Here is a 15,247-nt window from a genome sequence, read left to right as displayed (position 1 = left end):
AAACGGAGCGGGGGAATGTCCTTATCTTTTTACCTTCCCATTTTTTTAGAATCCCTATAATATAGACTAAATAACGTAAACTAATGAGGTAATAAGTATTGTTGCTTTTCAATAAACGCAACCGAATAAGATAAGGAGTCTATCATGAAAAAGTTGATTGTGCATTCTCTGCGAGAGTGTATGGCTGTAATTGCACAACTTGACAATCCTGAGGTTCATTTGTTTATTGAAAATGTAGCTCTGACTCTTGCTTCTGCCTTTCAGAAAGGTCAAAAAGTTCTGATTGCCGGAAATGGAGGCAGCCTTTGCGATGCCGTGCATTTTGCTGAAGAACTGACAGGCTATTATAGACAATCAAGGCCCGCCCTTCCTGCCCTTGCCCTTGCGGATTCCGCGCATATCACTTGCGTTGGAAATGACGTCGGATTTGAATCTGTTTTTTCACGCGGAATTGAAGCTTATGGCCAAGCTGGGGATGTGTTTGTGGGTTTAACAACGAGTGGGAATTCACAAAATATTATTCGTGCTTTTGAAGCGGCAAAAATGCGCAATTTAAAAACCGTCGCTTTTCTCGGTAAAGAGGGAGGCCAGCTAAAAGGATTTGCAGACTTGGAAATCATTATCCAGGGTTTCAAGACCTCCGATCGCATTCAAGAAGCCCATATGGCGATTATCCATATTTTGATTGAAATGGTTGAGGAAATCCTTTTTCCCGCTTCTCTCGCATCTCAACACGAATGCAACTGCCTTAGCGACAGCTGAAGTATAATTGTTGTACCCTGCTTCTTTTCCTGTCTATCTTCATGTTTCTTTTGGCATAATTCGAAGCGGGCTGCCATTTTTCTTAATTAAAAAGATGGAATAAAGGAATGTTTGCCTTTTTAGAAACTTATATTATCCAAGTCATCACAGCTCAACGCAAAGGAGGATTTCCTTCTTTTATAAAAGGGGTCTTGTGGATTTTGAGCCGCATTTATCAGGCAATTATCTTTGTAAGAAATTGGGCATATGATCAAGGATTATTCCGCCAATACAATCCTCCGGTGCCGGTGGTGATGAGCATTGGAAATCTTGTAGCAGGAGGAACAGGTAAAACTCCTCTAACTTTAATATTAGCCCAAGAGTTTTGTGCGGCTTATCACACTGTGATCCTATCGCGAGGTTATCGCTCCCAGGCGGAACGTTTATCATCGCCTGTCATTTTAAGCCATGGAGATGGGCATGGTCCTATTTTGCCTGTTAGTTTTTGTGGAGACGAGCCATACATGCTAGCAAAAAATTTGCCCGAGGTAGTGGTGGTGGTGGGAAAAGATCGACGAAAGGGGGCTATTTTAGCCGCCAAAACAGGTGGGCAGCTTCTGTTATTGGACGATGGAATGCAGCATCGACGATTAGCGCGCGATTTTGAAGTCGTTGTGATGGATGGATCCAACCTTTTTGGAGAGGGATACTACTTACCACGCGGGTTTTTACGGGAAAGTTTAAAATCGCTTGCACGTGCAGATATCATTATCCTAAACAACCTGCACTCTGATGAAGCGTATGAGGAGCTAAAAACACAACTTGCTGTTTATACCCCTGCGCCCGTGGTCGCAACGCGAGCGAATGTTTGCGGGGTTTGGTCTTTGGTTGATAACTCTCCAGTTAGTTTAAAGGGGGTAAAAATCGGGGTTTTTTGTGCGATTGCTCATCCCGATTACTTCCTTCAAACTGTTAAAGAACTGGGAGCTGAAGTGGTTGCTTCCCATTTTGAAAGGGACCATTTAGACTTTAAAGCCCAAGAATTAAATAATTTTGCTAAATTATGCAACAACTGCGGAGCTGATTTTTTAGTTTGTACCGAAAAAGATCAAGTAAAGCTGGTAGAGCCGCAAAAACTTTGCCTTCCTGTCGTGTGGGTGCAAATCCAACTTCAAATTGTACAGGGAATTTATGAGTGGAATACTTTTATTGCAGAAGTGAAGAGCGACCTACAGAATCGCATATAAAGTGACACTTGGCAGATCGTGAGGAGAGATTAATGAAGCTATGGTTAAAAATTTTAATAGCCCTTGCTCTAGGTGTGGCAACAGGACTCATTTGGGGCCCTCAGGCCGAGATTCTCAAGCCTATTGGAGGGGTATTTTTAAGTCTCATCAATATGATCATCATGTTATTGGTGCTTGCATCAATGACTGTAGGGATTACGAGTATTCATGATCCAAAAAAATTAGGGCGTGTAGGGCTGAAATCCCTCATGGTGTTTTTATCCACCACGATGGCAGCGATTGTAATGGGCCTTCTCTTTTCCCAGATTTTTCAAGTGGGGGGAGGCCTAAATTTGAAGCAATCAAAGGAAATTGTGCTTGAAACGCCACCCGGTTTAAGCGAAATTCTCCTTTCCATAGTCCCTAGCAATCCTATTCAATCGCTGGTAGAAGGAAACGTTTTACAAGTCATTGTGTTTGCTCTCTTTTTAGGAATTTCTATTAATTTTGCTGGGCAAAAAGGAAAGCCGCTGCTTGAATTTATGGAATCCTTAGCGGATGTGATGTACCGCATGACTTCCATAGTGATGGAGTTTTCTCCAATTGGAGTATTTGCAATCATGGCTTCAGTTGCGGGCTCATTTGGAATTGCCGTATTAATTCCCCTTATTAAGTTTTTGCTGGCTTATTACACGGCTGCCATTGTGCATTGTTTAATTATTTTTTGCTCCATTTTATGGTTTATGGCCAAACTCAGTCCGCTGCCTTTTTTTAAGGGGATGAGCGATGCAATCATGGTGGCTTTTTCCACTTCCAGTAGTTCTGCTTCCCTTCCCGTTTCCATGCATTGCGTGCAAGAAAATTTGGGTGTTTCTAAGAATATTTCCAACTTCGTGCTCCCCCTTGGATCTACTGTAAATATGAATGGGGCCGCGATCTTTCAAGGAATGGCCGCTGTTTTTATTTCCCGTGCCTATGGGATCGATCTGGATTGGCAAAGTTTATTAACGTTAACGGTTACCTCCACTTTGTCTGCTATAGGAGCCGCAGGGATTCCAGGATCAGGCTTTATTATGCTGACCGTGGTGTTTAGCTCGATCGGTTTGCCGATTGAGGGGCTAGCCATTTTGGCAGGCATCGATCGGATGCGTGAAATGGGTTCGACCGTATTAAATATTTTGGGAGATGCTGTTTGCGCTGTATATGTGGCCAAGCGTGAGGGAGAATTGGATGAGCGACAATACTACCATGAAGAACTGGTGGAATTAGAGGGAAGCGATATTTAATTGAGCTTTTATCGGGCCATTTACATACATCCTCTTACTTAGGCCTCCCGCTTGCAAGTGATTATCAAGTATAAATGGATGAGGGGAGGGCCCTTCATTTTTATGTCAGGAGTGTTTCACTAAAACTCCCTGAAGTTCAGACTTCTTTCCTCTCCGAAACGATCGTAAATTTTTGTCTCTTAAAGAAGAACTAACGATTTAGATTATCGATCAAAAAGGATTGTAAAAGTAGGCTACACAAGGGAGTGATTTCGAGCTTAAGTTAACTTTTTGCCCTTTTCTTCGGGGGACTCTTATTTCTCTACCTGAGAGGGAATAGAATTCTATTAAAACTGCTCAAGCAAAGTATATAAAGCTGTAATAAGAAAGGGAGTAATTCCAAGAGCGATAGAAAATGGGCATGAGAATGAGCTTCAAAATTAAAAAAAAACGGTGCTAGCTTCTTTCGATAATACCCAAATTAAGCAATTACTTCTTGGAAGAAATTGAGGCGGGGATTCTGTAAACGTAGATTTTTGTTTGGTAAAGATCATTAGTTGTCCAAACGTCATAAGGTGTCCATCCGGGAATTGCAAACGTATTGCTAATTACGTGGCAGCCTGGTTTTAATTCTTTTTCTAATTTTATCTTAAGTTTTTGCATTGCAGCAGGATAGAGATAACATACCACTAGTGCGGCATTTTCTAATTTTAGAGAGAAAAAATTTTGTCTTAAAAATTGCAGATTGCGCACATGACTAAAATGGTGCCGCACTAAGCAATAAAGATGGGGGAAAAAGGAGACTTCACACCCTATCACGTTGTAAGCAGGGTATTTGCGCGCTAAGGGAAAGGCTAAAGTTCCCCAACCAGCTCCCAATTCGTAAATTGCCCCTTCCATTAAATGCAAAAATGCCATATTTGAAAAAATAGTTTTACTAACAGCTGGGGCAGTCGGCATGGGAGAAATGCCGGTTTTATAAGACCACGCCACGATGGAAATTAAAATCCATGTGGAGAGAATGAAAAAAAAGGAATAAAATAAAATGTCCATATTCACTTAGATAAAGGATTGCGAAATTAGTCTAAAGAAAAAAGCCTTGTTTATTTAACTCAGTCCTAAGACGCTATTCCAAGTTTGCCATTTTACGAAAACCTTATATCAAAATACACGGAGAATTTGTTACATGGCCAAAATCGATGTCAATTCCCCTGAAATTCTTAAGGAAATTCACGACTTGTTGAAATTGTGTGAAGTCAATCCTGAAACTTTTGAATCTAGTCTCATCATCCAACAAATTCAGAATAGCTTAAAACTTTTGAGCGAGGGATTTGATCATGGCAAACTAAAGTTGATTACAAGAACGTTTAAAGAGATGCGGTATGCCTACCGGGTTTTTAATCAATACCCTGGAAGGCGGCGTATTAGCATTTTTGGATCAGCCCGCACTCCTGAGACAAACTGCAATTATCAAATGGCTAAAGCCTTCAGCAATGAGCTTGCAAAGCAAGGTTGGATGTGCATGACAGGGGGCGCTAATGGGATTATGAAAGCAGGTCTCGAGGGTGCTGAAAGAGGCTCATCTTTTGGTTTATCTATCCAATTACCTTTTGAAAGTGGAGTAAATTCAGTCATGGAAGGGGATCCTAAGCTGATCACTTTTCGCTACTTTTTTACGCGCAAATTGATGTTTATGAGCCATTCAGATGCCCTTGCCGCTTTTCCTGGAGGATTTGGAACTCAGGACGAATTATTTGAATGTTTAACACTCATTCAAACGGGGAAAGCGGATATTATTCCCCTTGTTCTGATGGAAGCGCCTGGTGGGAATTATTGGAGCGCATGGGAGGCCTATATCAAAGAGCACCTTTTAGAGCCTTACCTCATCAGCCAAGAAGATACGCGCTTGTATTTTATCACCACTTCCGTCGATGAAGCAGTAGCGCATATCCTCCAGTTTTACAAACGTTACCACTCAAGCCGATACGTCCAAGATTTATTTGTGATTCGTATGTTGGCCCCTCTCTTAGATGAGCAAGTAGAGGAGTTAAATAAGGAATTTGCAATCTTAGTCAAATCGGGAAAAATTGAGCAGAGGGGACCCTTGCCTGAAGAGGGAGAATTTCTCGATTTTCCCCGAATCATTTTTCATCATACAAGACGCGATATGGCAATGGTACGCGCTTTAATTGACAAGATTAACCAATTCTAAGCGACGCTTTTTTACGAGAATTAGATACCTCTTTCCGCTTTTATGTTGGTTGTCACCTCCTAGTAGGCGCTGGCGTAGGATCTAACAAGATTAACTGTCGAATTTTAGCATTAAATTTTGCTAAGTAATGGTTTAATTGCTGCATTGTGCCGAATTTCAGACAGTTTTCTTTGTCTTTTGCTAGTGAAAAGGGGCCCCTAAAATTAGGCTTAAGAGATAAGAGGATAGCGTTAAAGCCGCTTCCCAAAAATAATCCGCATGGGGTGCTGAAAAATAACCAATATGTTAGGGTTACGCTAACTTACTGGTGAAATAATGGGCTTTAGCGTGAATCTCAGCCGAATTAAAATAGCCCCATTCATCCTAAGCAGGTTCAAGGAGCCAAAAAGTTATTAAAAAATTTCAAGAAAAAGTTGCGAAAATAATATTGGCGGAATTTATTGAGAAAAAAGAATTTTTGCTTCAATGCAAAACTGGAGGCGAAAAATGGGAGCCAAGGATAAGAGCCCGAATGAAAAAGGAAACCAGCCTCTTTCACTCTTGCCATATAGAAGCGATTGGAGAATTGACTCAGCCCCTTATCGTCCACTTCATTTTCTTCTTGTTTAGACATTTAACCTAATTTTGTTACTCAAAGGTAAAAATGACAACTTTAATTCATCGATATCCTCAAGGCCCATTAGGATTAGCTTTAGCCGTCTTTGATATGGCTCATTCTTTTCGGGAAGTAGAAAACTTGAAAAAATATGCCAAGTTGCTCGAAAAAAATTTTAAAGAAAATTCGGACAGCTCTCCTTTAGCACGAAAAAAATTTTGCCAAATAGTGTTTAAAAACCAAGCAAAAGGAGCTTCACTAACAGCCCAAAAAATTGTTCAGTCTAAATTTTTTCAAAGTATGCAAACCTCTCATTCTTTTTCACTCTTGCATGAAAAAGTCTTAAATCTAATGGGGCCTGAAATTGTAGGAAATTACCTTAAAGAAAACCCTTTAAAAGAAGATGAAAAACAAGCTTTTCAGGAATGGGTTAATAAGTTTTTGCGATGTTTTACCTCGGAAACATTAATTCGAGACCTTCAAAGCAGCCATATGGCAGAGGAAGAAAAAGCCATTTTAATGGCTAAAATTGCTCGTTTATTGAAGGCGCATGCCAATAGAAATAACCCTTACGATTTTTTTGTCCCCGCGAAAAAATTTGTGAGCTTGATCCATGTAAAAAGTAGAGCAACGGTAGAGTTAAGAAGGGACTACCCACTTTTAATTGCAGCTAACCGATGCGTTTTATTTTGTGCGCTAGACAAACGTGAAAAAGGGGCTGTCGGCAATAAATGGATAAGTTTTTTAGAAAGTAGAGGGCCTAAGCTTTTTCCTTTTATAGTTGAATATGAGGAAGAGTTGGGCTTGGTTAAAGTCTTAGATCTTAATACGCAAAGGGAATTTTTAACACTTCTCAGCTGGGATATTGTGGAGCCTTTCGATGACAATGTTTTCCTGAACGGATTTATGCTAGACGTTTTTGCAAATTTTTTTCTGCAAGATACTTAGCTTCATTAAGGGAAGTATGAGGCAGGCTCCTTTAAAAAAATTATCTAATCAAATAAATATTGACATCATAAAGAAATTGTTGATATGAGGTGAAAATCGCTTGGAAAAAGGCTTTTTCAAGTTTTTTGAAGATGGAGCGATCTTAAACGAGGAGACATCGTGTCAGACTATTTTCCTGTCTACATTTATTTCGGTTTGGTCCTCTTTGTCACCTTATTTACCTTAAGCTTGTCGGCGCTTTTCCCCTCTAAAAAGTCTTCCCCCGTTAAATTTCTTCCCTATGAATCGGGTATTCAAACAGAAACTCACTTATTGCAAGAGCGTTTTCCTCTGCGCCATTACTTGGTTGCGTTGATTTTTCTCGTGCTTGATATCGAAGTTATTTTTCTCTATCCATGGGCTGTGGTAGCCAAGCAAATCGGGCGGTTTGCTTTTTATGAAATGGGTTTTTTTATCATCGTGCTTTTAGTTGGATTCGCCTATGTATGGCGCAAAAAAGGATTGCAATGGCAATAACACAACAAGAATCCATTCCCTTTCTCGTGGCTCCGTTGGAAAAACTCATCCATTGGGCTAGGGCAAATTCCCTATGGCCGGCCCAATTTGGGTTGGCGTGCTGTGCCATTGAAATGATGTCGGCGGCTGCTAGCCGTTATGATATGGCTCGCTTTGGAATGGAAGTTTTTCGCGCTTCTCCCAGACAAAGCGATGTGATGATCGTCGCAGGACGGGTGAGCCAGAAAATGGCACCGGTGCTTAAAACGATATACGAACAAATGCTGGAACCCAAATGGGTCATTGCCATGGGGGATTGTGCGTCCACTGGGGGCGTTTATAATAATTATGCGGTTGTTCCAGGCGTCGATCAAATCGTGCCTGTAGATGTGTACGTGGCAGGCTGTCCTCCGCGTCCAGAGGCGTTAATCGATGGATTGATTCTTTTGCAAAATAAAATTCGGAATGGAAATGAAGTCCGTTGAAGTTGCCCAAAATTTAAAAAGTCACTACCCAGAAGCTGTCTTAGGGCAAAAACAGTTTTTAGGGGAAACAACTATAGAAGTTAAAAAAGAGGCTTTAATAGCGGTTCTAGGTTTACTTAAAAGGGATTTTGAAGTCCTGATGGATTTAACAGCGGTAGATTATGTGAATCCAAGTTCCTACACAAAAGTGGTTTATTGGTTGCATAATCCTAAAAATATGGAAAGGATCCGCATTGTAGTATTTGTAGGGAGAGAAGAATCCCTCCCGTCCGTGACAGGGTTGTGGGAAGGAGCGTCTTGGTATGAAAGAGAGCTATTTGATTTATTTGGAGTGCATTTTGAGGGGCATCCAGATCTTAAGCGAATTCTCATGCCTGATGACTGGAAAGGCCACCCTTTACGGCGAGATTATCCTTTAACGGAACAGCCTGTCCAATTTAAACATGGTGTAGAACCCAAGATACCTTCACAGATTATTTCACATGACAAAAACAAGCAAAAATCTTAATCAGCCCAGCTTATCTGGAGAGATATTAGAGCTTAACTTAGGACCTCAGCATCCCTCCACCCATGGGGTTTTGCGCCTTAAGTTGCATCTAGATGGGGAAATTGTTGTTTCTGCAGAACCTGTCATTGGATATTTGCATACAGGCGTTGAAAAAGAGTGTGAAACGCGTACTTATCCTCAGGTGTTTACGCTTGTCGATCGTCTCGATTATTTATCCGGGCCTGCAGAGGAGCAAGCCTTTGCAAGTGTTGTGGAAAAACTTATGCAAGTTGAAGTTCCTGAGCGCGCGCAAATTATCCGGTTGATAATTCTCGAATTGTCTAGAATTGCCAGCCATTTGATTTGGGTTGGAACCAGCGCCTTAGAGCTCAATATGTCCTCTATTTACATGTATTGTTTTGTAGAGCGAGAAAAAATCCTCGATCTGTTTGAAGAGCTGTCAGGGGCACGCATGTTTCCCTCTTTTTGGAGGATTGGAGGCATTGCGCGAGATCTTAACCCTACTTTTGAAGAACATGTGCGCAAATTCTTAAAGGAATTTCCTAAAACTTGGAAAGATTTAGATAATCTTTTAACCGACAACTATGTCTGGTGTGAGCGGCTGAAAGGGGTAGCCGTAATTGATGAAGAGCTGTGCAAGCAATACATGTGCACGGGCCCCGTCCTTCGGGGAGCCGGGGTTCCTTATGATATTCGAAAAGTTTATCCCTATCTCAATTACGACAGCTATGAGTTTGATATCCCTACGCGACCAGAAGGGGATTCCTATGCCAGATACTTAGTGCGCATGGAAGAGATGTTAGAGAGTGCTAAATTGGTTGAACAGGCGCTCAATCGCCTAAAACCGGGACCTGTGATTACAAGCGATCGGAAGGTTGCGTTGCCTCCTAGGAAAGAGCTTGCTAGGAGTATGGAAGCTGTGATTCACCAATTTAAATTGGTCAGCGAGGGGATTCGTCCCCCTCCTGGAGAGCTTTATCAATGTGTGGAATCGGCAAGAGGAGAGTTAGGCTATTATCTTGTGAGTGACGGAACTCCTCGACCATACCGCGTGAGGGTGCGCTCACCTTCCTTTCCTCATATAGAAGTTTTGCAAAAAGTCTTACCTGGCCATTTTCTATCGGATGTGGTGGTGGCAATTGCCAGTGTGGATCCAATTTTAGGGGATGTAGATCGCTAATGTTAACCGAACAAACAAAAAATTCGATTTTGGAGCTGCAAAAACGTTACCCTAGTAAGCGTTCGGCCTTAATTCCCGCTCTCCATATAGCGCAAGCAGAAATAGGTTACTTGCCGCGTGAAGTGCAAAATGAAGTGGCTGAGCTATTTGACATTGAGCCGAATGAAGTGCATGCAGTGGTCACCTTTTATGACATGTTTTTTGACCAGCCTGTAGGAAAACATGTAATCCATGTTTGCAAAAATCTTTCCTGTATGCTGCGAGGAGCGGATGGGGTGCTAAAAAAAATTTGCCAGAGGCTAAATATAGAATCTCATGGAACTTCAGCTGACCAAGAGTTTACCGTGATTCCTTCAGAATGCTTAGCTGCTTGCGATCGCGCGCCCATGTTACTAGTTGACGATAAAGTCATAGGACCTATTTCAGAAAGCGATATCGACCATATTCTCGAAGAAGCAAAAAAGAGTTCAGGCCATCCTTCACCTGTTCAAATGGCGGAAGGTCCTCATGCCTGAAACGCGTATCCTAATGGCTTATATAAAAGAGCCCAACCAACATCAGATTGAGACATATGAACGAAATGGGGGCTACCAAGCTATTCGAAAGGCGATTCCTCATTTTAAGCCAGAAGGCTTAATCGAATGGGTTAGAGAATCGGGATTGCGAGGAAGGGGAGGTGCTGGCTTTTTGACGGGCGTGAAATGGGGATTTATTCCCCAAGATCCTAACATTCCGAAGTATTTAGTGTGCAATAGCGATGAAAGTGAGCCGGGGACATTTAAAGATCGGTTATTGATAGAAAGGGATCCCCATCAAGTCATCGAAGGGGTTATTTTAGCCAGTTATGCGATTGGGGCAAAATTAGCCTTTATCTATTGTCGAGGCGAATTTTACGAAGGGATTAGAAGGCTAGAAAAAGCGGTCCAAGAAGCTAAAAAAAGAGGATACTTGGGCCCTTCCATTTTAGGTTCACAAAGCTCCCTGGATATCATTATTCATCCAGGAGCGGGTGCCTATATTGCGGGAGAAGAAACTGCTCAGCTTAACTCGTTGGAAGGGTATCGAGCTACCCCTAGACTTAAACCTCCTTTCCCGGCTGCCGCAGGTCTTTATGGAAAGCCGACGATTATCAATAACGTCGAAACGTTATCTAATGTGGTCCATATCGTCAATCGAGGGGTGGAATGGTACCAAAGCATTGGAAAGCCCAAAAATACAGGCACAAAAATTTTTCAAGTGAGCGGACATGTTCAGAATCCTGGTTGTTTTGAATTTCCTTTAGGGGTTTCTTTAAGAGAAGTTTTAGAGGCCGCTGGAAGAATGCTTTCAGGACGTCATTTCAAAGCTTGTTATCCGGGTGGGTCTTCTTGTGCGCTCCTCACGGAGCGGGATTTAGACATTTCCATGGATTTTGAAACATTAGCTGCCAGAAAAACTGCCTTAGGCACCGCTTCCCTGATTGTGATGGATGATACAGCAGATATGGTAAAAGTGGCGCATCGATTGATGCAATTTTATCAAAATGAATCCTGTGGGAAGTGTACTCCTTGCCGGGAAGGCACTCGTTGGGTTGTTCAAATGCTTGAGCGAATAATAGCGGGCAAAGGAACGATTGGGGATTTAAAAAAAATCGAACAAGTTTGCCAGCATATGGAAGTTGAATCTTTTTGTCCCCTGGCAGTAGGGGCTGCTCCTCCTGTGGTGAGTGCTATGCATGCGTTTAAAAGCGAATTTGAGGCTTATATTCGGAGAAACCCTCAAGCCGATCGAGAACCCGAAATGAAAATCGCATACCCTTATAATTATAGGTAGCCTGTGCAAAAGCCTATAGAAACAACGATGATAAATTTAACGATTGATGGGCAAACGGTGAGTGTGCCTAAAGGCACGACTGTCTATAAAGCTATCAAGCAGTTGGGTATTGAAGTTCCCGTTTTTTGTTATCAAGATCGGATGCCTCCTTTTGGAGCGTGTCGAGTGTGTTTGGTGGAAGTGGAAAAAATGGCAAAACTTCAAACTTCCTGTACCTTAGAAGCTACCGAGGGGATGGTAGTGCACACGCAAGCCGATAAAGCTGTGGAGGGGCGCAAATCCATTCTCGAATTTTTATTGATCAACCATCCTCTAGATTGCCCGATTTGTGACAAAGGGGGAGAATGTCCCTTACAAGATCAAACATTGAAGTTTGGGCCAGGGGAAAGCCAGTTTTTTGAAGAAAAGCGCCATTTTAAAAAAGCTTTGCCGCTCGGGCATGTGCTTATGTTGGATCGGGAGAGGTGCATTGCTTGTGCTCGCTGTACACGTTTTGGGGAGGTTATAGCGGGAGATCATGCTCTTCAATTTGTCAATCGAGGTTATCGCACTGAAGTGGGAACGCCGGGTCAGGGGCCGGTCCAGTCAAAATTTATAGGAAATACTATTCAAATCTGCCCTGTAGGGGCTCTAACGAGCCAGGTTTACCGTTTTAGGGCCCGACCATGGGATAACGATTCGACCAATAGCGCTTGCACCCTGTGTCCTGTTGGATGTAGCCTGACAATCGATGCGAGAGATGGGCAAATCATGCGCATACGGTCCCAAGAAAACCTTTCTTTAAATGACATGTGGTTATGCGATAAGGGATGGTTTGGATATGAATTTGCCTCACACCCCCATCGTTTGCAAGCTCCTTTGATTCGCAAGGGCGATAAGCTAGAACCCACCACATGGGATCAGGCGCTCAGCTTAATTGCAGAAAAGCTTAGCCAAGCGAAGCCACAAGGTAAGCTGGCTGCTTGGGGAGGCAATCCTTTGACGCTAGAAGAGAATTATCTCTTGCAAAAACTGATGCGTGAGGGTGCAGGAGTCCATCATCTCGATCACCGTATCGGTATGCCCATTATGCCTAAAGAAGAGGAGGGGGCCTCCCCCGGGATGGAAGGCACGGTTGGAGAGTGTGAAGAATTAGCCTATGCACTCTTGCTTGGGTTTGATTTGACGGAAGAGTTTCCGGTGATATGGTTAAGACTGAAGCAGGCTCTTAATCGTGGAGCCATTGTGCATTATTTTGGGCATTATGCCCCTGAGATTGCCTCTCAACTGCAAAATGTAGTGATTCATCCTCCCGGGGAGGAAGTGGAGATGATTCAACAGGCTAAAATATTCCTTGAAAGAATGGCGGAAAAAGGGCCGGGAGCTATTTTTGTGGGGACCCAATATTTAGCCACACCCCATAGAGCTCAAATAGTCTCTCAGCTCATAAAAATTCGACGGGAAAACCCTTCTTTATCTTTAAATGTGATGGAGGGAAGGGGAAACAGCATGGGAGCGCGGCTAGCCGGCATGCGACCAGATAGAGGTCCTTTTGAAGGGATTGTTGAAAATTCGGGGATGAATGCGATTCAAGTTTTGGAAAAGGCAGCCCAAAGTGGTTGGGATTTTTTGTACGTGGTAGGGGCAGATCCAGCCATTAAATTTCCTTCCACATTGTGGAAAGAATGTCGGGAAAAATTGAATTTTTTAGTCGTTCAAGATTTATTTTTAACCAAAACGGCTTTACAAGCAGATTTGGTACTACCCGCACTCTCATTTGTTGAAAAAAAAGGAAGCTTTATCAATATCGAAGGCCGGGTGCAAAAGCTATCTCCAGGCAAAGAGATCCCTTCCAATTTGTATAGCGATGGGGAGATTTTTATGCTGATCGCTCAGCATTTAGGACAAAAGCTGACAGTGGATATCGGCTTGGAAGATAGTTTAAAAACAAAAATATTATCCTCTTATAGGAACGAGGATTTGCATGGAAGCGAAGTTTCTTTTTTAGGTCCACTGGGTGGAAATTCTTTTTATGCGACCTTCGCCCATGCTCTATTTGATAAAGGAAATCGGATGAAACATAATCCGCATCTCATCCATTTAGCAAAAGAGCCTTTTATTCGGATAAATCCCCTTGAGGGGCAAAGAAGGGGGCTAATGAATGGAGATCAGGTGAAGATTTCTGCGCGGGGAAATACAATCGTAGGGCAACTGAAACTAGATAAAAATGTCGCTCAAAAAACGGTGGTATTGCCGCTTGGATTTCCCCAGCTGCCAGTGCATGAACTGGGTGTGAATTTGTTAAATGGCTTGATTGTAGAAATAAGTAAAGAAGTATTGTGATCATGTGGCTTGATGCTGTTGAAGTTTTAATAAAAGGCTTGATTGTAATTCTGGCTTTGATGGGCGCTGCAGCTTATATGACTTTTCTGGAACGGATCGTATTAGCTCGCCTTCAGTTGCGGATGGGACCCAATCGTCTAGGTCCCTTAGGTTTGTTACAACCGATTGCGGATGGAATCAAATTGCTTTGCAAGGAGAGATTTCAACCGGCAGGGGCTGAGAAATTGACTTACTGGTTTGCGCCGGCCATTTCTCTTTTTACTGCCTTATTTTTATTTGTGTTAATTCCGTTTGGGGGAACGGTCCAATTGTGGGGGAGAGAAATTCATTTACAAATTGCCAATGTGAATGCAGGCATTGTATTTTTACTGGCTTTTTCTTCCTTGGCTGTTTATGGAGTTGTTTTAGCAGGATGGGCCTCTAATAACCGTTATTCCTTATTGGGAGGGTTGCGTGGCACGGCCCAAATGATTAGCTATGAGATCCCCATGGGATTATCTCTTTTGACGGTGGTCTTAGCTGCTGGGACTCTCAATCTTTCTGAGATTGTGGAAGCTCAACGCCATCACTGGTTTTTATGGAGCAATCCGATTAGCTTTTTGATCTACCTGATCACTGGATTTGCTGAAACAAATCGGGCTCCCTTTGATTTGCCTGAAGCAGAACAGGAATTAACGGCGGGTTACCATACTGAATATGGAGGGATGAAATTTGCCATCTTTTTTCTGGGAGAATATATCAATATCTTAGCGGTTTCCTCGATCGCAGTGACCTTATTTCTGGGGGGCTGGCATGGACCGGGAAATATTCCCCTTATTTGGTTTTGCTTAAAAGTGGCTTTCTTTGTCTTCTTATTTATGTGGGTAAGAGCCACATTGCCCCGCTTTCGTTATGACCAACTGATGAGTTTCGGTTGGAAAATATTGATCCCGCTTGCCACTTTAAACTTGCTGGTAACCGCCTATTTTATTTTGGAGTAAAATGAAAGAAACGCTCAAACAAGTTTTAGCCATGCTGCGAGGTTTATTCATTGTGCTTAAGCACATGTTTGTCAAACCCGTCACGCTTTCCTACCCTGAAGAAAAGCGCCAGTTACCGGAGCGCTCGCGAGGACGCCATTACCTCACTAAATGGGAAGATGGGAAAGAACGGTGCGTGGGGTGTGAGTTATGTGCTATCGCCTGTCCCGCGCAAGCTATCTATGTCAAGCCTTCTGAAAATAAGCCTCACCATGAGCATTCGCATGGGGAACGGTATGCAGCCGATTTTCAAATCAATATGCTTCGTTGCATTTTTTGTGGATATTGTGAAGAAGCTTGTCCGACGGGAGCGATTGTGTTAGGAAATCAATATGAGTTGTCTGGATATACGCGCGAATCGCTCATCTATACTAAAGATATGTTGACTGAGAAAAATCCGGGTGATTCAGGCCGCGATCCGAAACGGGAGATTTGAGGG

Annotated in this window: 15 protein-coding genes; 14 read left to right on the top strand and 1 reads right to left on the bottom strand. The window is 42.6% G+C overall.

What is annotated here, in order from left to right; all coding sequences use genetic code 11:
• The first annotated feature begins 180 nt into the window (after positions 1-180).
• From PARA125_RS01640 to PARA125_RS01630, 3 genes are all read left to right on the top strand, one after another.
• On the top strand, positions 181-762 hold the full coding sequence (locus PARA125_RS01640; RefSeq protein WP_502920486.1) for a D-sedoheptulose-7-phosphate isomerase: 582 nt from the start codon (positions 181-183) through the stop codon (positions 760-762).
• 107 nt (positions 763-869) lie between these two features.
• On the top strand, positions 870-1,988 hold the full coding sequence (gene lpxK / locus PARA125_RS01635; protein ID WP_213156986.1) for a tetraacyldisaccharide 4'-kinase: 1,119 nt from the start codon (positions 870-872) through the stop codon (positions 1,986-1,988).
• A 32-nt stretch (positions 1,989-2,020) separates the two neighbouring features.
• Complete coding sequence (locus PARA125_RS01630; protein WP_213156985.1) at positions 2,021-3,253, top strand: dicarboxylate/amino acid:cation symporter; 1,233 nt, start codon at positions 2,021-2,023, stop codon at positions 3,251-3,253.
• 468 nt (positions 3,254-3,721) lie between these two features.
• On the opposite strand, the gene PARA125_RS01625 is transcribed toward PARA125_RS01630, so the two are convergent.
• Positions 3,722-4,285, bottom strand: coding sequence for a class I SAM-dependent methyltransferase (locus tag PARA125_RS01625; protein ID WP_213156984.1), 564 nt, complete (start codon positions 4,283-4,285; stop codon positions 3,722-3,724).
• Positions 4,286-4,418: 133 nt separating this feature from the next.
• Here PARA125_RS01625 and PARA125_RS01620 point away from each other — a divergent pair, with 133 nt between their 5' ends.
• From PARA125_RS01620 to nuoI, 11 genes are all read left to right on the top strand, one after another.
• Positions 4,419-5,444 (top strand): LOG family protein, encoded by a 1,026-nt coding sequence (locus PARA125_RS01620; protein ID WP_213156983.1) that lies wholly within the window; start codon positions 4,419-4,421, stop codon positions 5,442-5,444.
• A 643-nt stretch (positions 5,445-6,087) separates the two neighbouring features.
• A complete protein-coding gene (locus PARA125_RS01615; RefSeq protein ID WP_213156982.1) occupies positions 6,088-6,987 on the top strand; it encodes a hypothetical protein in 900 nt (299 codons plus the stop codon).
• Positions 6,988-7,146: 159 nt separating this feature from the next.
• Positions 7,147-7,503, top strand: coding sequence for an NADH-quinone oxidoreductase subunit A (locus PARA125_RS01610; RefSeq protein WP_213156981.1), 357 nt, complete (start codon positions 7,147-7,149; stop codon positions 7,501-7,503).
• On the top strand, positions 7,494-7,967 hold the full coding sequence (locus PARA125_RS01605) for an NADH-quinone oxidoreductase subunit B (RefSeq protein ID WP_213156980.1): 474 nt from the start codon (positions 7,494-7,496) through the stop codon (positions 7,965-7,967). The genes PARA125_RS01610 and PARA125_RS01605 overlap by 10 nt, the downstream gene beginning before the upstream one ends.
• Positions 7,954-8,475: an NADH-quinone oxidoreductase subunit C gene (locus tag PARA125_RS01600; protein WP_213156979.1), complete on the top strand. Its 522-nt coding sequence runs from the start codon at positions 7,954-7,956 to the stop codon at positions 8,473-8,475. Before PARA125_RS01605 ends, PARA125_RS01600 begins: the two co-directional genes overlap by 14 nt.
• Positions 8,450-9,655, top strand: coding sequence for an NADH-quinone oxidoreductase subunit D (locus tag PARA125_RS01595; RefSeq protein WP_213156978.1), 1,206 nt, complete (start codon positions 8,450-8,452; stop codon positions 9,653-9,655). The genes PARA125_RS01600 and PARA125_RS01595 overlap by 26 nt, the downstream gene beginning before the upstream one ends.
• Positions 9,655-10,170 (top strand): NADH-quinone oxidoreductase subunit NuoE, encoded by a 516-nt coding sequence (nuoE, locus tag PARA125_RS01590; protein WP_213156977.1) that lies wholly within the window; start codon positions 9,655-9,657, stop codon positions 10,168-10,170. The genes PARA125_RS01595 and nuoE overlap by 1 nt, the downstream gene beginning before the upstream one ends.
• Positions 10,163-11,467, top strand: a complete 1,305-nt coding sequence (gene nuoF / locus PARA125_RS01585) for an NADH-quinone oxidoreductase subunit NuoF (protein ID WP_213156976.1) — start codon at positions 10,163-10,165, stop codon at positions 11,465-11,467. The genes nuoE and nuoF overlap by 8 nt, the downstream gene beginning before the upstream one ends.
• A 27-nt stretch (positions 11,468-11,494) precedes the next feature.
• Positions 11,495-13,789 carry an NADH-quinone oxidoreductase subunit NuoG gene (gene nuoG / locus PARA125_RS01580; protein ID WP_249274111.1) on the top strand — a complete coding sequence of 765 codons (2,295 nt, stop codon included), beginning with the start codon at positions 11,495-11,497 and terminating at the stop codon, positions 13,787-13,789.
• Between the two features lie 2 nt (positions 13,790-13,791).
• Positions 13,792-14,769, top strand: a complete 978-nt coding sequence (gene nuoH / locus PARA125_RS01575) for an NADH-quinone oxidoreductase subunit NuoH (RefSeq protein ID WP_213157498.1) — start codon at positions 13,792-13,794, stop codon at positions 14,767-14,769.
• A gap of 1 nt (position 14,770) precedes the next feature.
• Positions 14,771-15,244: an NADH-quinone oxidoreductase subunit NuoI gene (gene nuoI / locus PARA125_RS01570; protein WP_213156974.1), complete on the top strand. Its 474-nt coding sequence runs from the start codon at positions 14,771-14,773 to the stop codon at positions 15,242-15,244.
• Positions 15,245-15,247 lie beyond the last annotated feature (3 nt).

The organism is Parachlamydia sp. AcF125 (assembly GCF_018342475.1).
Classification (GTDB): domain Bacteria; phylum Chlamydiota; class Chlamydiia; order Chlamydiales; family Parachlamydiaceae; genus Parachlamydia.
Note: the sequence above shows the minus strand (reverse complement) of the source record. Positions and strands in the feature narration are given on the sequence as shown.